Below are 20440 nucleotides of genomic sequence, written 5' to 3' on the forward strand. Positions count from 1 at the left end.
TTTCTTGATTAGTTATTATTTTCATTATGCAAATAATTCGACCCTGCGTCAATGACGCGGCCTGTGAACGCCTGATGGGTTGAGAGGTACGGCACGACCCATTATGGTTCTACTCCCAACATCGCGAGCAAATCTTCTTGAACAAACTCAGCACGATCCTCCCACTTGAGAATTGGACCGGATACCGTTTTGGTCTCATCGCTTCGCGGCTGGGTAGCTTCATCGCCCCCATGTATGAAGAACGTTACGAGCTCACGATGCCGGCCTGGCGAAGCCTCGCGGTCATTTCCAGGCATCAGCCTCTGACTGCCGCGCAGCTTGCCACGCTAACCTCGTCGGATGCCTCCAAGGTAGCCCGGGCCATTGATTTGCTGGTGCGCCGCGGGCTCATTCATCGAGATCTCGACAAGGCCGATCGACGGCGCGCCAGCCTTAGATTGTCGGCCGAGGGCCGCAAGGTTTACAAGGAAATTGAGAAATTCGTTGTTCGCGTCGAGCGTAAGCTCATGGCTGCGCTCGACTCGCACGAAGTCGAGGTTCTGAGGCGAAGCCTCGACAAGCTCGATCATCAACTGGAGACCGAGATCAGAGCGAAGGGCCGAGAGAAATTCTTATAGCTGCCCTCAAGTGCGGCAAGTCTCGAAGCAACATCCAACGAAGGCTGGTGCGAACGTGGCCGAATTCGCGACCCGCCCCAACCTTGCGATCGCTGCGCCGAATATCGCGCTCGCTTCCGATCTTCCACAACAGAAGTCGCTTTCGTACGACTGGAACCCCAAGATCTTTCAACGTTCCCCTGTACCGGCCTAGGGCGTGTACCTATAAATCCAGCGACGAGGTGCGATGCTGGATAACCAACAAATTTGTGCAGCAGCACAACATGTCGCGATCACCCAGTTCCGGCCGTCCGGCGATGTTCCACTGAAAGCCGATTTTACGCGGCGAAGGCGTTACTGCTCCGGCACGCCGGCCAAGCGCATCCCCTCGTAGAACCGCTCTCGCTTGGCAAGCCATGCCGGATTGTCGGACAGGAAGACGCTGATACGGTATCGACGAATGGTGAAGCTGGGATCAAGTGCCAGTCCAGCTCCGGCACTCGATCGTGCTTCCTTGAGCTCCCCCATCATGGCCAACGCGCCAGCCAAGTGAAAGTGGGAGAGCGCGTGATTGGGATTGGCCTCAATGCTCCGGCGAAGCCAATCGAGTGCCTCAAGGTCTGCGCTGGTCGTCAACTTGGCCATCCCGACAAACATGAACCAAAGAAAGGCACGCGCATCGCGCGGGGACAATCGCAGCGCCTCTTGAATATGCCCTTCGACTTCCTCGACGCGCTCCAGCGCATGCTTTCCAAGCCCGATGAACCCATGTGCATCGGCCAAATTCCGATCGAGCGCTAGCGCCCGCCGACATTCAGCGATCCCCTTGGCAGCGCGGTTTGTCCGAATTTGAACCGCGCCGAGGAGCATGTGGGCTCTAGCGTGATTGGGCGCACGCAACAACACGCTGTTCAACGCGCTCTCCGCGGCCCCGAAGTGCGCGGGCCCGTCATCGGTCATGAAGGCTGAACCCATCGCTAAATCGACGTGAGCCGCGGCAACCGCTGCTTCAATATTGTCGGGATCAAGAGCTAGGGCGCGCACGAAGAAATCTCTCGCTCGCGCCATAGCCGCAGGGGTTATTCCTGTGTTCAGGATGGCCCTGCCCTGAAAGTATAAATCCATGGCGTCTGGCCGAGGCGACCGTTCTGCGCGTCGCGCTTCGGCTTTGATGAGTTCGGCGTTCAACTCGTTAGCCAACCGGGATACAATCTCATCCTGCATGTCCAGCAAGTCAGCAGCCGCCTTGTCGAAGCGCTCGGCCCATAGCTGGGTGCCAGTTTCCGTGTCGGTCAACTGGACGTTCAGGCGAAAGCGGTTGCCGCCGCGTTGCACCGACCCTTCGAGCACATAACGGACATTCAACTCACGGCCGATCTCCCTAACGTCCACCGCTTTTCCCTTGAAGGTGAACGCGGTGCTGCGGCCGATGACGATCGCGCCGGCGATGCGCGACAGGTCGGTGGTCAGACTGTCGGTCACGCCGTCGACGAAATACTCTTGCTGAGGATCGCCGCCAATATTTGCGAACGGGAGAACAACGATAGACAAGCGTGAAATCGAAGATGAAGCTGACGGTTCTCCAATATTGTCCGGGCTCGACGAAGTCGCAACGCTGGATGAAACCGAGTTGTCGATCGGCTCCTCATGTACGACCAGCATGTAGCCGCGACGGGGCAATGTTCTTAGGGCCAATCGGCCCGCGTCTCCCAGCGCTTGTCTGATGTCGCCGATGGCCTGGACGAGAGAATCTTCCGTGACCTCGCAGTCCGGCCAGACGTCATCCAATATCTCGCTCTTGGGCACCAGGCGCCCGACGCGTTGCGCGAGGAGCCGCAGCACCGACCAAGCTTGAGGACGCAACGGCACGATGTCGCCGCGTCCGTCGAGCACCAGTTCGCGGGCCAAGTCGACCGTCCGGTCGCCAACAACAATCGAAGGCTGCGATGACTTGAACAAGAGCGCCTCGCGGAGCCATTTCGGAAAATATCGGCCAAATATCGGCCGAATTTCGTGACGCAGCGGCAATCGTACAGCATCATCCTGCGGCGCGGGAGAGCAAAACCTATCCGACAAGCGATCCGCCAAACGCAGTCAATGCAGGGCAGCCCTCCATGATTCGTCCGGCTATTTTTGTCGCGCTAAGTGTTTCAATTTTCAGCATTTCCTCGGTTGAGGGGGCAGACAAGCGATACGGTCCAGGCGTCACCGATACCGAGATCAGGATCGGCCAAACGATACCGTACAGCGGACCTCTCTCGAATCTGAGCAGTTTTGGCCGGGTCGAAGCGGCGTACTTGAGAATGATCAATGCGTCCGGCGGCATCAACGGTCGCAAAGTGACCCTTGTGTCCCTCGACGACCATTTCTCGCCGCCAAAGACAGTGGAGCAGACGCGGCGACTTGTGGAGGGCGATGGCGTTCTTGCGATTGTTGGGTCGTTTGGAACGCCCACCAGCCTCGCGGTTGCGAAATATCTCAACAGCAAGGCAGTCCCCCAAATCCTTCTCCTAGCAAGTACTCCGAAACTCGACGACCCGACAAACTTGCCATGGACAACCACATTCATGATGCCACAGCCAGTCGAGAGCGGGCTTTACGCAGAGTATTTGCTGAGAGCCAAGCCTAGCGCAAAGATTGCCGTAATCTATCAGAATGACGATTTTGGAAAGGGCATTCTGGCTGGCTTCAGGGCTGCTCTGGGATCGAGAGCTTCGACTATGATCGTTGGAGAGGCCGCCTACGATGTCATGGAGCCGTCGATCGATTCACAAATCGTGGTACTCAAGGCCTCTGGCGCCGATACGTTGTTTCATGCATCCAATCCAAAATTCGCAGCGCAAGCGATCCGCAAGGCGCACGAGCTTGGGTGGAAGGTCCAACACGTACTGCTGTCCGGAGTCAGCAGCATTTCCTCGGTTCTCCGTCCGGCAGGTCTTGCCGCATCAACCGGCGCGGTCACGGCGCTCTGGCTGAAGTCGCCGGAAGACACGGCCTGGGACGCCGATACTGGCATGAAAGAATTTCGCGCCTTCATGAAGGAGTGGGCACCGAACGAGGATATCGATAATTCGGTTTTCGCATACGCGACCGCTCAGATGATCGTCGAGGTACTGACGAATTGCGGTGACGATCTCTCTCGCGAGAATCTCATCCATCAGGCGACCAACATCCGCGGGTTGCAACTACCGATGTTCCTGCCTGGCGTTACGATCAACATCTCTCCATCGGCGCGGATTGGATGGAAAAAAGCCAGGATGGCACGCTTCGACGGCTCGAGATGGCTGTTGCTCGATGAGATCGGTGGCGACTGACAGTTGCTGGTCCTGCCAACTACGGCACTTTGCAAGGACCGTCGTGAAGCACGTAGTTCATTGGAAGGATCAGTTCATGGCAATGACCGCGGCTCACGGGAAACTGTTGGACCTTATCCAATCACACCGTGTCACAGCAATCATCTATGTCGCGGCGAAACTGGGCCTCGCGGAATTTCTGCGCGACGGACCGCGAACCGCTGGTGAACTCGCCGAACGGACTGGGGCGAACAAGGACGCGCTCAGTCGATTGCTCACGGCACTCACGACAATTGGCATTTGTGCTGCTTGCGGGGAGGGTCGATATGCATTGACCGAATTGGGAGCTTTGCTCGATGGTACAGCCGAGCCGTCGTTGAAGGGGTGGACCATCTTCGAAGGACACCTTCTGGCGCAAGTATGGACCGGCCTGTTGCAAACGATCATGACAGGAAGGACTTCCGCACAGCTCCTTGGAGTCGAAAACAGCTTCGATCTGATGGCGCGCGATCCAAAAAAGGTTCAGATGTTCAACACTGCTATGGTGGACATCACTCGTATTGTGACGCCGGCAATCATTCAAGCATACGATTTTGGCAAGATTGCCCATCTCATGGATATTGGTGGGGGCACAGGCGAGCTTCTGGGAGCCGTTGCGATACAACATCCGCACATTTGCGGCACTATCTTTGACCTTCCGCGATGCGCCGAGCCGGCGGCCAATCACTTGAAGGGACTGGCCGTTGGCGATCGCGTCAAATTCCTGGCCGGCGATTTCTTCAACGCGATCCCGCCAATCGGCGATGCCATCATCATGAAGAGCATCATCCATGATTGGAACGATGAGTTGAGCGTGACCATCCTCGGCAATTGCCGCAAGGCCCTGCCAATAGCGGGATCATTGTTGCTTGTTGAACGATTGATGCCGGAAATCCCGAGCGTTGATGGCGGTCACAAAATGTGCGCCTTGAGCGATCTCAATATGCTTCGCGGCCCAGGAGGACGTGAAAGAACAGAGAAGCAATACATTCAACTGCTTTACCAAAGCGGGTTCGTCCATAAGGCAACCTATCCGGCCGGCCATTTTAACGTGATTGAGGCAGAGGTCGCACTCGACGATCGGTTACGTTAGCTCGGCCGATTCCAAAGGAAGCGCGGATTAACTCAGCAGCATGCCCCGCCCGGGCCTACGGAAGTTCGTAATGCCTGCGTAACCTTGAACAACCTCAACGGGCGCTGGCGCATAGGGCTAGGTCCTTAGGGACGAAAAAACCGTACTGCGAATATTTCGTCCTGAAAGCCATTTGAGAGGAACTCCACGATGACCGATGTCAAGGCTAAGGCTATCGGCAATAAGGATAGGGTAGATCCGCGACAACTATTTTCAGTATTCATTGTGGTGCTGCTGGCGTTCGGTGCGTACGCCGCTCTTGTCGCCGCACCCGCGATGCGCGCCAGGGCAAAAATCCAACTTGATCGCGAGATAACTGCTGAAAACGTGGCATTCTGCGAAAAGTTCGGTATCCGCACTGACACCAGCGATTTTGCTGTGTGCAGCCAACAGCTCGCGATTGTCCGACAAAAGCAAGCCGACCGGGACAGCGCCGCGGCGCTAGGCGTTCTCTAGGCGGTGCTTCAATCAGGCACGCCTGCTTAACCTCATGAGAACGAGGCCGTGTATCCATAAATTCAGCGCCGTGACGGAACGAACGCGATGCCCGCTTCGATCCAGTAGCGGCTGAGTTCGCGCAATATGTCGCGATGGGCCAATGGCCGACCTTAGTAACCAATAGATAGCTGTCCGCCTCTGACCGCAAGACCACCGGCTCGGCACTACAGCGACATCGATTTCGCCACAGCTGCCGCATGTTCAACGAAGAGCTTCGCTAACGGCCCCGGGCTGCGGTTCTTCATCGTGATGATCGCGATCGAATAACGCGTGGCCGGAATACATGTCGGCAGGATCTTCAACCCCACGCGCGCCGCGCTGAAACGGGCCACGGAGTTCGGCAGGATGCCGACGAACTTGCCGGTCGCGATTAGCGAGGTGGTCAGTTGGATAGAAAGCGTCGCGACTGCGTGCCGCGGCGGCTTCAATCCGCTGGCCGCAAACAGCCCCGAGATGATCGCGCCCGGCGTACTGTCGTGCGGCGGAAGCACCCAGGATTCCCCCATCAGGTCGACCAGCTCGACGCGACGCCGGCGCGCCCAAGGGCTGTTCGTCCCTGCCACCGCGACAAACGGCTCTTCCAGCAGCGGATCGGAAACCAGATCGTCCTCGACGAACGGCTCCGGCATCCGGCCGATCAGAAGATCCACCTTGCGCTCGCGCAAGAGATTGAATTGCGCCAGCGCGATGTCGGCATGGATGACCCGCAGCTGCACGCCGGGATGTTGCCCCAGCAAGCGTTCTGTGATCGCCGGCATGATGCTGGCATTCATAATTTCGGGACAGCCGACCGAGAGCTCGCCGGACGAGGGATCGGTGAGGAATTCGATCTGCTTGAGGCCCTGCCGCATCTCGTCGAAAACATTCACGCCGCATTTGAGCAGCGCCTCGCCATAGGCGGTCAGATCGACCCCATGCGATGTGCGATCGAACAATTTTACGCCAAGCGTATGTTCGAGATCGGAGATCGTCTTGGATACGACAGGGTGGGAGATCGCGAGCTTTTGCGAAGCCTTGGCCATGCTGCCCGCCTCCGCCACGGCAAGGACGACATGAAGATCGCGCAGCCTGATTCGGCGGCCGATCCGGTCCGACCAGTCCATTTCAGCCCCCTTAGTCCACGGGCTACACGGATGTCCAAAAGTTCGACTTCCAAGCTACAGCGCATCGCGGCAGGATTTCAACCTGCGATCCGCCCGATTCAAAGAGGCCGATGCTTCATGGAGGCATAACGATGCCTGGAAAGTGCGTGCTCGGAGCTGCCGTTCTCGCTATTTCAATGGCCGCCGCGGCTAGCGCGGCCGCGGAGGACACCATCAAGATCGGCATGGTTATGCCGATGACCGGCCCGCTCGCGGCGGCAGGCCAGCAGGTGATTGCGGGCGCCCGCCTCTACATCAAGCAGCATGGCGACACGGTGGCCGGCAAGCGGATCGAGCTGATCGTCAGAGACGACGCCTCCTCCGGCGAGACCGGCAAGCGCCTGATCCAGGAGCTCGTCGTCAACGACAAGGTCGACGTCATCGGCGGCGGCCTGACGGCCGACCTCATGCCGAGCGCCGCGTTGTTGTCAGAAGCGCAGAAACCGGCGGTGATCATGCTTTCAAGCACGACGGCGGTCGTCGAGAAGTCGCCCTTCTATGTGCGGACGAGCTGCACGTTAGCGCAATCTTCCGCAATCATGGCGGACTGGGCGGTGAAGAAAGGGCTGACCAAGGCCGTTACGCTGGTGACCGAGTTTGCGCCCGGCCTCGAGGCGGAAGAGACCTTCACCAACAATTACAAGGCCGCCGGCGGCCAGGTCGCGGAAGCGATTCGCGTGCCGCTGCGCAGCCCCGACTTCGCGCCCTTCCTGCAGCGCGTCAAGGAAGCCTCGCCACAGACCCTATTCGTATTCATCCCTTCGACTCAAGCCGCGGTCTTCGCAAGACAATTCGTCGAACGTGGCCTCGATAAGGCCGGCATCACGCTGGTCGGGCCCGGCGATCTCACCGACGATGAGGCCTTGCAGAACATGGGCGATGCCATGCTGGGCACCGTCACCGCTCACTTCTACTCGGCCGCGCACGCCTCCGCTCTGAACAAGGCGTTCACTGAGGCCTATCAGCGGGAAACCAAGGAGCGTGCTAACTTCATGGCGGTCTCCGGCTATGACGGCATGCATCTCGTCTATGAGGCGTTGAAGAAGACCGGCGGCTCGGCCGACGGCAAGATGCTGGTTGCGGCGATGAGGGGCATGAGCTGGGAGAGCCCGCGCGGAGAGATGTCGATTGATCGGAACAGCGGCGAAGTAGTGCACAACATCTATATCCGTAAGGTCGAGAAGGTCGATGGCGAGTTGCGCAATGTCGAGTTCGACACCTTCCGCAACGTCCGTGATCCCCGCGTGGCGGCGGTGAAATGAAGCAACTGCAAGTCATTGTCGCCGGCGGCGGCATCGGCGGGCTGAGCCTTGCGCTCAGCCTGCATCAGGCTGGAATAGCGGTTCGAGTCTACGAGGCCGTGCGCGATCCCTCGCCGCTTGGCGTCGGCATCAACCTGCAACCGACTGCGGTGCGCGAGCTGACCGAGCTTGGACTTGGCGAAATGCTTTCGGCCGTTGGCATTGCCACACAGCGACTCAACCTCTACAACAAGTTCGGACAGCTGATTCACAGCGAGCCTCGAGGGATAGCCGCCGGATACCGGTGGCCGCAATTTTCTATCCATCGCGGACAGCTGCAGCTCCTTCTGCTCCGGGCCGTGGGCGAGCGCATCGGAGCCAGCAATATCAGAACCGGACTGAAGTTTTCGAAATTCGAGCAGCGCGGCGACAAGGTCGCGGTCCGCTTTACCGATCGCGATCGCGGATCGGAATTGACAGATGAGGCCGATATCCTGGTCGGGGCCGACGGCATCCACTCGGCGGTGCGGCGCCAGCTCTATCCGGCCGAGGGCGAGCCCCGCTTCGCGCAGCAAATCTTGTGGCGCGCGGCGATCGAAGCCGAGCCTTTCCTCGACGGCCGGACCATGGTTATCGCCGGGCACTCCCATCGACGCATCGTCGTCTACCCAATCGGCAAGGCCGCGGACGGCAAGTTGCTAACCAACTGGATCTGCCAGATGACGGTGGCTAATGAGGTGCCGCCGCGGGAGGATTGGAATCGGCAAGTCGAAAAGGAAGAGGTGCTCGCCTCCTACGGCGACTGGCGGTTTCCCTGGCTCGATCTGCCGACGCTGATCGAGCGGTCACCCAGCATCTATGAGTTCCCGCTGGTCGATCGCGATCCGGTTTCGGAGTGGAGCTTTGGCCGTGTGACGCTGCTGGGCGATGCGGCCCATCCGATGCAGCCGATCGGCAGCCAGGCTGGTTCGCAGGCCATCCTCGATGGGCGGGCGCTGACCAGGGCGTTGATCGAAACCGTAGATGTCGCCGGGGCGCTGGCGCGCTACGATGCCGAGCGCCGGCCCACGATGAATGACCTCATCTTGCGCAACAGAAACCTCGGGCCGGAAGCGGCCCTGCAGCTCGCCGAAGAACGCGCACCCACGGGTTTTGAAAGGATCAACGACCTGATCTCGCGCAACGAACTCGACGCAATCGTCACTTCGTTTGCCACGGCAGCGGGTCTCGACGTTAAAACCGTCAACACTAGGCCGTCGTACGTGCGTCGTGATCCCCTAAGTTAGGCTCCAAGAAGCGTTGCGTCGGGCCCGATTGCTGTGATTCAAGCTTCCAAACTGAGGGGCTCGAATCATGCGCTACGAACTCGCTGATCATGAATGGTTTGCCATAAAGCCTATGCTGCCGAACAAGCCGCGTGGCGTTCCTCGGGTAAATGACCGTCGTGTCCTCAATGGCATCTTCTGGGTGTTGCGCTCTGGAGCACCTTGGCGCGATCTGCCCGACATGTTTGGTCCGTACACCACCTGCTACAACCGCTTCGTCCGTTGGCGCCGAGCTGGCGTTTGGGGCCGCATCATCGACGCGCTTGCCGCTGCCCATGACGCCGCTGTTCAGATGATAGACACTTCCATTGTCCGCGTGCATCAGCACGGGGCCTGCATCACAAGGAACCAACGCCAATCGATGGGATGGTCCCGCGGTGGCCTAACGAGCAAAATTCATGCGGTGGTCGATAGCAACGGTCTGCCGGTGCGGCTGAAGCCTTTGTACAACGATGGTCTGATCGTGAGGGTGGTCAAGAGCGTTCGAATTACTCGATGTTCTTGCGAGAGCTGTGCGAGGTGATCAATGCACCAGTCCCCGATCCGGCATCGGCCAGTCACCAGTTTAACGACTACGTATTTGAGCGCGTTGTCGAACGCCAACGCCCTGATGGTACGACGGAGCGCGGTCGAATAGATCTATACAAGCGTGATTGCTTTAGGCGACGCGAGCACTTTCGATAATGGCCGAAGTTTCTTCGTGCAATCAGCTTGAAGTAAGCGGCAACTAGTAAGCTTTTGAGAGAAAGCTTATCAGTTTCGTACGAGCGAGATCCATCTTTGATGATTGATCGTATTTGGCCAGCTCACGTACCAGGAGGATGCCGACACAGAGCCAGACTGCCGAACAGCAGCATCATCGACCGTCACAAGCTCGGGTCGCGCGATTCGAGCGTAATCATAGTTTCGAATCGACTGTCAAAATGAGTATGCAAACCTGGTTCGGTATTGCTCCGTCATCCGGTCGACCGAAAAGTTCGGAGCGCAACGCCGTGTCCGGGCCGCAGGCGCAAACAAGGAGAGTGGTGTTAGTTCGCGGGCTAATAGGATTTCGTAAGACTTAAAGGTTCACCTCTTCGAGCCGCACAAGGTGCGACCCTTGAGGAACGCAATAGCTAGATCTAAATCCGCCCAGAGTTGCGATCGGTCCGCCTAAGCGGCTCTACCCTCCAGCATCGGAGGCTCGTCAATCGAGACGATCTCAGGCATTGCTTGACCCATAATACCGTGCAGATCGCCCACCATGCCCACCGTCGACTCGATCATGGCGCCGACTTGGGCCTCTCGCTTGGCCCAGGCCTTCACCATGAACTTGCGCTCTTTATCGATATCTTCTCGCATGTCTTTGAAGCGCTCGACGATAGCTTCAATTCGCTGCTTGAATCGGGAACCGGTCAGATATTGATAGACCTGCTCGGCCTTAGACTGCTGACCGGCCTGCGTTGTGCGTGCGCTGGCGACCTCTAAAAGACCTTGGCGTAACGTGAGGGCGACCGGCACTGCACATCGCGGATGGGCCACGTAAACCCCGTCAACCAGGTCAAAGGATTCAACGCCTTTAGGCAACGCGGTAGAGATAATGAGCGCTACGTCGGCCTTGGCCGCTCGTTTGTTGTCGCGGAGCTTTGGAAGCCACGCGTCCGACCAATTCTTAGTGTTCTTGAGCTCCCAGAGAATTATGCCAGCTGCCGCACCGATCTGACCATTCACCGTGTGAACTATGTCGCCGCCTGTCTCGCCCTTTGCGACGGGCTCAATTAAGTCGAGCGGGAATTTGGCTCTGAGAAGGCTCTCAAGCTCGAGCTCAAAGGCTTCGCCCTGAGTCTGTTGCGAACCTTGTTCGAGCTTGCGCTTCAGTTCCTCAACGGTCCTCCCCAGCGATTCGATCTGGGCGTCCTTTTGCGAAACTTGAGACTTTAGCTCGCTGGTTGCATCTTGGCGCGCTTTTGCGACCAGCTCGGCTTGGCTAGCTTGGACGCGCTTCTCAATGGTGACCTCCAGCTCGCGCGCTTTTTCGTCTAAATCCCGCTGCTTACGGAGGGCTTCGGCCTGAGCCTGCTGAGCCTCGGCCAGCTTAGCATTGCGCGCTTCTAGGAGCTGCTCGCTTTCCGCAAGTCGTTGCTTGATCGCACTCAGATCGTCTGCGACCTGCTCCCGAGCCTTCTTGGCCTCGGCCGCGACAACCTGCTTCCGCTCGACCTCAAGACGCCGATTGATCTGCTCGTCGATGCTCTCTCGTGCCTTGGCAAGCTCGTCCTGTTGCTGTCTCAGCTCGTCCGCCTTGCGATTGAACTCGGCCTCCCGCGCAATGAGCTTCTCTTCAAATCCGCGTCGCTGAGCCTCGAGTAGGGGAGCCGCGATAGACTTCGTCAGCGCAATCTGATTGCTGCACTTGGGGCAAACGATATGGGGCTCATGGACGTGGCCGCTCATACTGGAAATCCTGTTCACTATTCGTTCCATTGTGACTGAAGGTCGTACCTAGGTCAACGGCCACGCGGTGTCATCCCCAGAAAGCATGCGTACGGGCAAGATTTGCCGAGAAGCCCGGGCTGCGGCTGATAGGAAAAAAACAAGCCTGACCGGTCTCACCGCAGTCAGTGCAGCAATGCATAAGCGAGCTATACCAGCAAACGCATGGGTTCTTCGAAAAGCGAGCGCATTGAGCAACAAGAACGGTACCAACTTCTTCCGTATGACAGGCGATTGTGTTACGCCGTTGTTGCAGTTCCAGATTGAAGCTGTCGTCTTAGCGGCAAGCAAAATTGTAGGGTCCCCCAGGGCAGATGATGAAGATCAAGAGTATCCAGACGGGAAGCGCCTGGATTGAAATAGATGTCTCTGCAACGAACCCGACCGATCAAGACCCTGGACTAGCCGACGTTCGACGCGTGATGTCCGGTGCTGTGCGCGCGCAGAATCTAGTTATTCTCGCTGGCCTTGGAACGTCGCTTTGCGTGACCGATGGCACCCGCAGGCTGGCGCCGACCATGGGCGACCTTCTTACTCACACAAAGAAGGCGTTCGACGATCTTGATGTCGCCGACACGAAGTACAAAGCGGCTGGCGGCCGGTGGTCTCATTTTTTGGCGCTCTCCAATGTGCCCTCGGATAACAGCGACCTTGAATACATACTTTCACGCGCAAAAGTCGCTTCGGACTTTCTGCTTGGTTCGCAAGCAACGGAAATATCGGATCTGTTGGCTGTTGCCGAAGGCGTCATCAGAGACAAGGTTGACTTTCTGTCCAGCGACACCGATTTGTCCAAACACGAGGCGTTTTTAAGACGCGTTGCCCGGCGATCGGCGCGGCGGTCACGCGTCAAGCTGTTCACGACAAACTATGACCGTTGCTTCGAGCAGGCTGCGCAAAAGTCCGCATTCGTCGTCGTGGACGGCTTTGCCTTTGCGAGCGAGGCTATCTTCGATTCCTCGCAGTTCGCGTTCGACGTCGTGCGCAGGACGACGGGCGAGGAAAAATCGGATTTTATTGAGAACCTATTCCACCTCCACAAGCTTCATGGATCTATCGACTGGGAGTTCGACAAGAACACTGGGCAAATTATCAAGAAAATCGGAACCAAAGCGCCACTTCTGATCTATCCGCAATCGACGAAATACGAGATGGCGTTCAGCCAGCCCTACATCGAAATGATGGGCACGTTTCAGGCTGCCGTTAGAGCGCCGAATACAACGCTCCTGATCGCTGGCTTCGGATTCAATGACAAGCATATTGCCGAGCCGATACTTGGCGCGTTCAAAGGCAATCTCGCTTTGAATATCGTCATCGCCGATCCCAACGCTGAGTCACTGAGTGCCGCTGGCGGAAACAAATACATTCAGGCCTTCAGCGAGCTCATCGATAGCGGCGATGGCCGCATTGCGCTCGTCGCTGCGAAGTTTGAAGATCTGATCACGGTCATTCCCGATGCGATGGCTGAAACAGAGCTCGAACGCCACAATGAGCGCGTCCGGAGAATGGGGGCGTCCCTTGGCAAATAGCTTTGCCAATCCGTTCGAGCGTTCGCGCTATCTGGGTTCTGTCTCGCTCGTCTCGCCGGCGATTGTGCGCGTCAATCTGCCCTTTGCAACCGAAGTAGCGCCCTCGCAATATGCCGGACATCGAGTTACGCGCGGTCAGGTGGGCGAGTTCGTCGTTATCGAATCCTATGCGGCGGCTGTTATTGGACGAATCGTCGAGATTCAGCTGCCAGATCGAGACCGCCTCAGCGTTGAGCCAGAGCGGAAGGAAGGCGATGAAGTCGCTAACCCTATCGGTGTCGTCAGGCTGCTAGGCTCCGTTGACCTGAATTTCTCGAAATCGAGCCGCGGCATCGCGGAAGTGCCTCGTATCGGCGACTATGTCTATCTGGCTCATCCGGACTTCATGCGGTTCGTGATCGCTGCGACGCAGGGCAAAGCCGCGGATCCCATCGTCGTCGGACATCTGCGCGGCGCTCCTGAGACGGGCATCGCGCTATCGCCGGCCTCGCTGTTCGGCAGGCACTGTGCCGTGCTGGGATCGACGGGAGGCGGGAAAAGCTGGTCGACGGCGCGGCTCATTGAGCAGATATCTGTGCGCAAGGGCAAAGTTATTCTGCTCGATCCTACTGGCGAGTATCACTCCTTGGGTGACATGGCGCAGCACGTCCATCTGGGCGGCCAGAGAAGCGGCGCCGACGATCTCCGCCGCTTTGTTTCATTCCCCTACCGGCATCTCAGTGAGATCGATGTTTTTGCGATCCTTCAACCCAGTCCGGGCGTGCAGGCGCCGAAACTGAGAGACGCGCTTACCAGTCTAAAACTTGTTCAGATCGAACCGACGCTGGCGGATGCGGACGGCTACCTGATCAAGTTGAACGCAGCGAAGCAACCCATCAACAGGGCGTTGTTGAAGCACGACACTGCAATCCGTGAGCCCTCCGCAAATTATGACATCACCAAATTGAGCCGGCAAATACTCAATGAATGCGTCCTTCCGATGGGCTCAAGTAAAATGCACTACGGTGCAGTCCACGACTTTTCTCATAGCGGGTGCGTCACGCTTTGCATGCGCGTGGAAAGCGCAGTCATTTCTCCCCATCTCGCGCCGATATTCTCGCCGCCCGCTTACATGGAAGACCTTACGGACGTTATTAGGTCCTTCATGGCGGACGACAGCACGTCGGTTCTTCGCATCTCCTTGCAGTATTTGGCGTTCGAGCATCACACCCGTGAACTTGTCGTGAATGCGATTGGCAGGCACCTTCTCGGTATGGCCCGAGACGGCGCCTTCAATAAGACGCCGCTTGTGGTCGCGCTGGACGAGGCGCATCAGTTCCTGAGCAAGACAGTGGGCGATGACGTCAACAAGGTTCAGCTCGACGCGTTTGGTCTGATTGCAAAGGAAGGACGCAAATATGGACTCACATGTCTGTTGGCGACCCAACGTCCACGAGACATTCCCGAAGATGTTCTGAGCCAAGTAGGCATGTTTGTCGTTCATCGTCTGATCAACGAGCGTGACCAGGCCGTCGTCGTGAATGCGAGCGGCGTCCTCGATGGTTCTGCCGCTGTTTTCCTCGCAAATCTGCGGGACGGCGAAGCACTGATCGTCGGAGGCGACTCGATTATGCCGTTGCCGATAATGATGACGCCACCGTTACGACGACCGCATTTGCCAGACGTCGAGTCGAAAACATGGCTGCATGGTGTTGATAAATGAAAACCAGTAGATTGGAGGGGGCCGTGAAAGTCATGCATTAAAGGCCAGCTTCGGCGACCTGCATGGACTATTTTGATCCCGGTTCTCCTGAGCTCAGCTAGCTGATGAGCTTTGGTCGCAGACGGAGTAAGTCTGCGGCGAAGTCGGCTTCTAGCACGGCGGAATGGCATCCCGGCCACTGTTACTTGCCCGTCGGCTACTTGCTCTGCGTATCATCCCGGAGCCGCTTCACATCCACAAACGCGTCAAAAACGCCGCGTGACCGCAGGTCCTTAGGTAGCCCGAGAGCCGCGTGGATGAGCCGAATAGCGCCGTGCCATTCCTGTTCAGACGGCGGCCCCAACATATCTTCAGCATTCACGAAGTATAGAAATACAAGCCTGCTTGAAAGGCCGTTGAGTTGGGTCAGAAAATAGTGGTGCGCGAGCCGATTGGCATATTGGTAGAACAGGTTCGTCCAGATTGCCTTAGCGTTGGGCGCATAAAACTTCCTCGCTTCACCAAGGCTGTTCTCGATTAGCTTGAATGATTGTGGTGTCGCCTTCGATCCAGGCGAAGCAGCTTCCGGAATATGGGCCTTAGCTTCAACAAAAACTGGCATCTGGTCGGTGGTAGCGCCAACCGCATCCCAAACCGGTCCGCGCGCAGGCCAGAACTCTGCGAGCGGCATGTTGAGGGCGGCAATCCCCGCCTTGGTGATGGCGGTCATATCGCGGTATTCGCGAAAGTCGTCGTCTCGCAGAGGAGATGCCCAAACAACTGAAGTAGTGGGGCCAATGGCACCACTTAGCCGCAACGCGCTTTCCAAAATGTCAGGCTTGTTGTTCACCGCAATCTGTAGCCAACGCTGGCTTCCCGCCAAAGCATGGTCGCTCATCTAGGCAATTCCTTTGTCAAATCAACAGATATAGGTGTCCCGCGCTTGTAATAATTCGGTTCTCAATGTGTTCGATGCGCTTCCCACGCGACTACACTACCGGCCAGGAATATAAGCTAAGAGGACAACGACTTCGTCCAAGACACGAAATCCTGCAATAGTAGCGCGTTCTTAGTCGAGGGCGGCGGCTCAACCGAAAGAGCATTACTCACCCAATCACCTAAAGTACCTAGCGGAAGCGCGATCCACCAGTCAGGGCAGACAGCTGCAGGCAGCCCTTGATCAAGAACGTCGCACGACTTTCTTATGCGGATGGGGTCGTTTGTATTCGTCACGACGATCACTCTTACTTCCGCGGAAGGAAATTCCCTCTTCCCGAGAGCGTAGTACGTTTTGAGGTTTTCGAATTTTTCGACTGCCCGCTGACGAGGCAGCGCAACGTCATCCATTATTGCGACGAACTTGGTGCTTTCTCGCGATGGTATAAGTGCCACCAAATCGGGCCACTTTTCCTTGCCATTTTGCGGATGTAAGTGCTGCAGTCTGTATTCACAGCGTAACCAGCACTCGGCCGCTGCTTCACCGAAGGCAAATTCGCTAAAGGGACGCAATATGGACGACCCGCAACCGTGTCCCTCATCTGGCGTCAGCAGCCAACTTACCACGCGCCAAATCGCGTCCCACCGAAGAGACCGACGTCCCATTGTCACTTCAAATAAGTTGTCCATTGCTCATCCGTAACAGTCAAAGCGACGGTTTCAGCTTAACGTTATAGCTTCGACTGCGCTGCCGGGCGAGTTTGCTCGACAAAGCCGGCGTGCTCGTGATCTGATCGGCGGCCCGATTGCTCACAGATCTGGCTTGGCGAGGGAGCTTCGGTCCGAGCCCCTGCGACTTTTGACTAATCCAAAAAGATATTTCTGGACAATAGAGCTGTGGACTTCGTACCCTCCGAGGTTGTAGTAATGCCTGTTCATTGAGCAAATTCAATATTGGGGGGGTACGTGGCTGAGAAATCAAAGATTGTGCTTTCGCTGGGCGCTGCGCTTGCATCGCTGACCGGGATTCCGGTTCAGGGCGCTGAGGCGAAAACAGTTGTCGACGATATAAGCGCGGCGGTTGCCGAGAACACCGCCGCCAAGCTCAAGCCCAACGGGCACTACCAGGTAGGTGAAGACCTGCTCGGGTTCGTGATGACGAAGCAGGCCGACGGCACCGTGGTTGCGCAGCATGCTTCTCACGCATCGCATGCTTCCCATGCGTCCCATGTCTCCAGCCGCTAAGCTCCCTGCAGCGCCTAGGGTGGAGGTAGTTGTCGAGTTTGATTCAAGCATCCAAAGCCTGGGTGCTTTGGATGCAGCTATCTATCGTCTGATCGGAACGGCGACTTGCCAGGTTGACCGGCTGGGCGACCGTTATGTTTGCCACCTGGCTTCTTCGGATTCGAAAAAGGGAGCCGTGCTCAGTTCTGACGAACTGCGAGAGCGGTTTCTATATCTTGTAGCCGACGAGAATTTGCGGGCTCGTGTTGCCGAGAAAACAGCAGGCGTTCGGAACGTCATCCTCGCGTTAGCGTTCGGCGCACTCGCTGCTAACCAAAACAACGACGCCGGATAAGATCCTGCCGGAGCACCATGGCGCGGTTTCTACCTCCTGAAAGCTTCAGCGCGGCAACCGAAGATCTTTCGTTGTTGCCGTTCAATTTCGAGCGCACGGGGGCAAATCAATATCTCGTTGCTAACATGGTTGGCGATTTCGTCCGCCTGACGGAAGAAGAGCTCAACAGGCTGGTCGACCTTGAAGTTCGACCAGGCGATGGGCTCTACGAAAAGGCTTATGCGTCTCACCTGATTACCGGAACGAACCAGCAGGCGCAGCGGCAGCTCTTGGCGGCTCGGCTTAGAAGCCGAATGTCGTTCCTGCAGCAGATGACGCCGCTGCATATTTTCGTTGTGACGCTGCGGTGCGAACACTCTTGTCCCTACTGTCAGGTTTCGCGTCAAAGTACCGACCGCTCGCGCTTCGACATGAGCGATCAAACCGCAATGCGGGCGTTGGACATTGCTTTCGCCAGTCCTGCAGCTCGCATCAAGATCGAATTTCAGGGTGGGGAGCCGCTTCTCAATTTTCCGCTGATCAAGAGAATCGTTGCGGCCGCGAAGCAGCGATCAGGCAAGAAGCTAGATTTCGTCATCGCGTCTAATTTGGCGTTGTTGGACGATGCCGTTCTCGAGTTTTGCAAGGCGAACAACGTCTTGCTCTCGACCTCCCTCGACGGTCCCGCCGATCTGCACAACAAGAACCGTCCTAGGCCTGGCGGAAACAGTCATGAACTGGCTGTTGCGGGAATCCGGCGGGCCAGAGAGGTCTTGGGTCTCGAGGGCGTCGGGGCCCTGATGACCACCACGGAGGCGAGCCTCAACCGCGTTGATGAAATCATCGACGAGTATCTCCAATTGGGGCTCGATGGCATCTTCCTGCGCCCGCTTTCTCCGTTTGGCTTTGCCATCAAGACGAAGCAGTTCGCCAAGTATGACGCGCAGAAGTGGCTGGCCTTCTACGAGCGCGGATTGCGCCGGGTTCTTGAGATCAATCGGAAGGGCACTCCGTTCCGAGAGTTCTACGCTGCGCTACTCCTCACGCGGATGCTCTCGGACCGCCCAATCGGTTACGTCGACTTGCGAAGTCCAGCTGGCGCCGGTCTTGGTGCACTAGTTTACAACTATGATGGCAGTGTCTTCGCGTCGGACGAAGGCAGGATGCTTGCCGAGACCGGCGACGAGGCGTTCCGACTAGGTCACGTCGATCAGGACAGCTACGCTTCGCTCATCCTGTCGGACAAGCTGATTGCGGCGATATCGTCTTCGCTCACGCAGTGTGCGCCCGAATGTTCGACTTGCGTGTATGAGAGCCACTGCGGGGCGGACCCGGTCTATCATCACGCCACACAGGGAGACGCCCTGGGGATCAAGCCTCTATCGTCGTTCTGCGAACGGCAAAAAGGCATCATGGGCCTGCTGCTGGATATTCTGGAAAGCTCTCCAGAAGATGCTGCCATCTTGCGACGATGGGCCGCCGCATGACGCTTCCTCTTTATGGCACAGCATCGCAGAGCGTTGGATTCTCCCCGGACAAGCCACGTTCTGTCCTCAGGCTCCGCTCGATCGATAGCACCGCCGAACGCTGTTTGACGGACTTAGCGCTCGTCAAAACGCCGGAAGAAGTCTTGCGTGCAACAGAGGCCGATTGGGCGTCTATCTTTGTGATTTCCGATGCATCGATCGACCTACCTGAGAGGTTCAAAGGGCGGTCGGTAGCGGTCTCGCAGAAATATGACTATCTCGCGGACGGCGACGTCATCGGGTTCGATCACGCGTCGCGAAAATTTCGCACCCTGTTTCGGCGAAGTTCGGCGCACAATTCGCTCCTAGTCACAGAACGGTGCAACAATTATTGCCTGATGTGCTCGCAACCGCCGAAAGACGTCGATGACCGGTGGATTCTCGGTGAAATCAAGAACAGTATTTCACTCATTGACCCGGCGACCCATGCGCTGACGTTCACCGGCGGCGAGACCCTGTCGGATTGGGAAGATTTCATTGCTGTTCTGAAGGAATGCCGTGACAGGCTCCCGAGGACTGCCATCCAGGTACTGACCAACGGTCGGGCGTTCGCCGACTCGCAGATTGTCGATGCCTGGAGAGATATCGGCCATCCGAACCTAACGGCGGCCATTCCGGTCTATGCCTCGGTCGATCATGTCCATGATCATGTCGTGCAGGCAAAAGGGGCGTTCGACCAAACAATTCTAGGCATTCTGAAGTTGAAGGACCGGGGCCAACGGGTCGAAATCCGCGTCGTCCTGCATGCATTGACCGCGCCAATTATTGAGGACACGAGCCGGTGGCTTGCCCGCAATCTGCCGTTCGTCGATCACGTCGCCCTGATGGGTCTTGAGAATACGGGCTTTGCGATAGCAAACGATGCCATGCTCTGGATAGATCCGGTGGACTATGGTGACGAGATTGCCAAGGCGGTCGATCATCTGAGTGCCGCCGGCGTCAACGTATCGATCTACAACCTGCCGAAATGTCTCCTTCCAAGGTCAGTCTGGCCATATGCACTCCAGTCGATTTCGGACTGGAAGAATGGCTTTGTCGAAGAATGTGGCCGATGCGACGAGAAGCGTACCTGCAGCGGCTTCTTCACGACCGGGCGTCCGCGGTTCAGCCGGGGCATACGCGCGGTTACTTCTCAACCATTGGCCTCCTTCGCCGACTAGCGGTTACAGAACTGGGGAACGAGTATGAAAATCGATAATGGTTTCCTCACAGCGGTTGTACTTGTTTGCTGCGTCTCGACTGCGCCGGCTCTCGCAAAGTCTGCAAAGGAATGCACCGCGGAGTGGCGGGCCGACAAGGCTGGCATGCAAGCCCGGGGCGTAACTGAGAAATCCTACGTTGAGCAATGCAAGGCCGGGGCAGAGCCAACCGCCGCTGCGCCGGCTGCTAGACCGACAGAGACGCCGTCACCGGCGCTCGGGCGCGCTGCGGCGGCCGGATCAAAGTCCGCGAAAGACTGTATCGCCGAGTGG

16 protein-coding genes and 2 pseudogenes are annotated in these 20440 nt (G+C 57.4%); 14 read left to right on the forward strand and 4 right to left on the reverse strand.

Annotated features, from left to right (window positions below; genetic code table 11):
• The first annotated feature begins 137 nt into the window (after window positions 1-137).
• A complete protein-coding gene (locus ACVIW0_RS10330; RefSeq protein ID WP_461352223.1) occupies window positions 138-617 on the forward strand; it encodes a MarR family winged helix-turn-helix transcriptional regulator in 480 nt (159 codons plus the stop codon).
• A 333-nt stretch (window positions 618-950) separates the two neighbouring features.
• On the opposite strand, the gene ACVIW0_RS10335 is transcribed toward ACVIW0_RS10330, so the two are convergent.
• The gene (locus ACVIW0_RS10335) at window positions 951-2555 is read right to left on the reverse strand and encodes a winged helix-turn-helix domain-containing protein (RefSeq protein WP_461352224.1); all 1605 of its coding nucleotides are present in this window, start codon (window positions 2553-2555) and stop codon (window positions 951-953) included.
• A gap of 155 nt (window positions 2556-2710) precedes the next feature.
• Between ACVIW0_RS10335 and ACVIW0_RS10340 the strand changes: the two genes are divergently transcribed.
• The 3 genes from ACVIW0_RS10340 (at window position 2711) to ACVIW0_RS10350 (ending at window position 5516) form a co-directional block, all read left to right on the forward strand.
• Window positions 2711-3910 (forward strand): ABC transporter substrate-binding protein, encoded by a 1200-nt coding sequence (locus ACVIW0_RS10340; RefSeq protein WP_461352225.1) that lies wholly within the window; start codon window positions 2711-2713, stop codon window positions 3908-3910.
• 76 nt (window positions 3911-3986) lie between these two features.
• Window positions 3987-5021: a methyltransferase gene (locus tag ACVIW0_RS10345; protein ID WP_461352226.1), complete on the forward strand. Its 1035-nt coding sequence runs from the start codon at window positions 3987-3989 to the stop codon at window positions 5019-5021.
• Window positions 5022-5210: 189 nt separating this feature from the next.
• On the forward strand, window positions 5211-5516 hold the full coding sequence (locus ACVIW0_RS10350; protein ID WP_461352227.1) for a hypothetical protein: 306 nt from the start codon (window positions 5211-5213) through the stop codon (window positions 5514-5516).
• Window positions 5517-5722: 206 nt separating this feature from the next.
• On the opposite strand, the gene ACVIW0_RS10355 is transcribed toward ACVIW0_RS10350, so the two are convergent.
• The gene (locus tag ACVIW0_RS10355; RefSeq protein WP_461352228.1) at window positions 5723-6661 is read right to left on the reverse strand and encodes a LysR family transcriptional regulator; all 939 of its coding nucleotides are present in this window, start codon (window positions 6659-6661) and stop codon (window positions 5723-5725) included.
• 176 nt (window positions 6662-6837) lie between these two features.
• Between ACVIW0_RS10355 and ACVIW0_RS10360 the strand changes: the two genes are divergently transcribed.
• The 4 genes and pseudogenes from ACVIW0_RS10360 to ACVIW0_RS10375 form a co-directional block, all read left to right on the forward strand.
• Window positions 6838-7962: an ABC transporter substrate-binding protein gene (locus tag ACVIW0_RS10360; RefSeq protein WP_461352229.1), complete on the forward strand. Its 1125-nt coding sequence runs from the start codon at window positions 6838-6840 to the stop codon at window positions 7960-7962.
• The gene (locus tag ACVIW0_RS10365) at window positions 7959-9227 is read left to right on the forward strand and encodes a flavin-dependent oxidoreductase (protein ID WP_461352230.1); all 1269 of its coding nucleotides are present in this window, start codon (window positions 7959-7961) and stop codon (window positions 9225-9227) included. The genes ACVIW0_RS10360 and ACVIW0_RS10365 overlap by 4 nt, the downstream gene beginning before the upstream one ends.
• A 67-nt stretch (window positions 9228-9294) precedes the next feature.
• Window positions 9295-9702 (forward strand): annotated as a pseudogene (locus ACVIW0_RS10370) (IS5 family transposase); the annotation flags it as partial.
• A gap of 56 nt (window positions 9703-9758) precedes the next feature.
• Window positions 9759-9950 (forward strand): annotated as a pseudogene (locus tag ACVIW0_RS10375) (hypothetical protein); the annotation flags it as partial.
• A gap of 468 nt (window positions 9951-10418) precedes the next feature.
• On the opposite strand, the gene ACVIW0_RS10380 reads toward ACVIW0_RS10375, so the two are convergent.
• Window positions 10419-11699, reverse strand: a complete 1281-nt coding sequence (locus tag ACVIW0_RS10380; RefSeq protein WP_461352231.1) for a DUF2130 domain-containing protein — start codon at window positions 11697-11699, stop codon at window positions 10419-10421.
• A 353-nt stretch (window positions 11700-12052) separates the two neighbouring features.
• Here ACVIW0_RS10380 and ACVIW0_RS10385 point away from each other — a divergent pair, with 353 nt between their 5' ends.
• Window positions 12053-13267, forward strand: coding sequence for an SIR2 family protein (locus ACVIW0_RS10385; protein WP_461352232.1), 1215 nt, complete (start codon window positions 12053-12055; stop codon window positions 13265-13267).
• Entirely contained in the window at window positions 13257-14969 is a 1713-nt protein-coding gene (locus tag ACVIW0_RS10390; protein ID WP_461352233.1) for an ATP-binding protein, read from the forward strand. Before ACVIW0_RS10385 ends, ACVIW0_RS10390 begins: the two co-directional genes overlap by 11 nt.
• 196 nt (window positions 14970-15165) lie before the next feature.
• Here the strand turns inward: ACVIW0_RS10390 and ACVIW0_RS10395 are convergent, their stop codons facing one another.
• On the reverse strand, window positions 15166-15846 hold the full coding sequence (locus ACVIW0_RS10395) for a hypothetical protein (protein ID WP_461352234.1): 681 nt from the start codon (window positions 15844-15846) through the stop codon (window positions 15166-15168).
• Window positions 15847-16850: 1004 nt separating this feature from the next.
• On the opposite strand from ACVIW0_RS10395, the gene hxsA2 reads away from it, so the two are divergent.
• Genes hxsA2 through hxsC form a run of 4 tightly spaced genes read left to right on the forward strand, consistent with a single transcriptional unit; the run spans window position 16851 to window position 20128 of the window.
• Window positions 16851-17129, forward strand: a complete 279-nt coding sequence (hxsA2, locus tag ACVIW0_RS10400) for a His-Xaa-Ser repeat protein HxsA2 (protein WP_461352235.1) — start codon at window positions 16851-16853, stop codon at window positions 17127-17129.
• Between the two features lie 19 nt (window positions 17130-17148).
• Window positions 17149-17463, forward strand: coding sequence for a hypothetical protein (locus ACVIW0_RS10405; protein ID WP_461352236.1), 315 nt, complete (start codon window positions 17149-17151; stop codon window positions 17461-17463).
• Window positions 17464-17480: 17 nt separating this feature from the next.
• Window positions 17481-18929 carry a His-Xaa-Ser system radical SAM maturase HxsB gene (hxsB, locus tag ACVIW0_RS10410; protein WP_461352237.1) on the forward strand — a complete coding sequence of 483 codons (1449 nt, stop codon included), beginning with the start codon at window positions 17481-17483 and terminating at the stop codon, window positions 18927-18929.
• Window positions 18926-20128, forward strand: coding sequence for a His-Xaa-Ser system radical SAM maturase HxsC (gene hxsC / locus ACVIW0_RS10415; protein WP_461352238.1), 1203 nt, complete (start codon window positions 18926-18928; stop codon window positions 20126-20128). Before hxsB ends, hxsC begins: the two co-directional genes overlap by 4 nt.
• The last annotated feature ends 312 nt before the right edge of the window (window positions 20129-20440 follow it).

The sequence above is a fragment of the Bradyrhizobium sp. USDA 4454 genome (genome assembly GCF_054822705.1).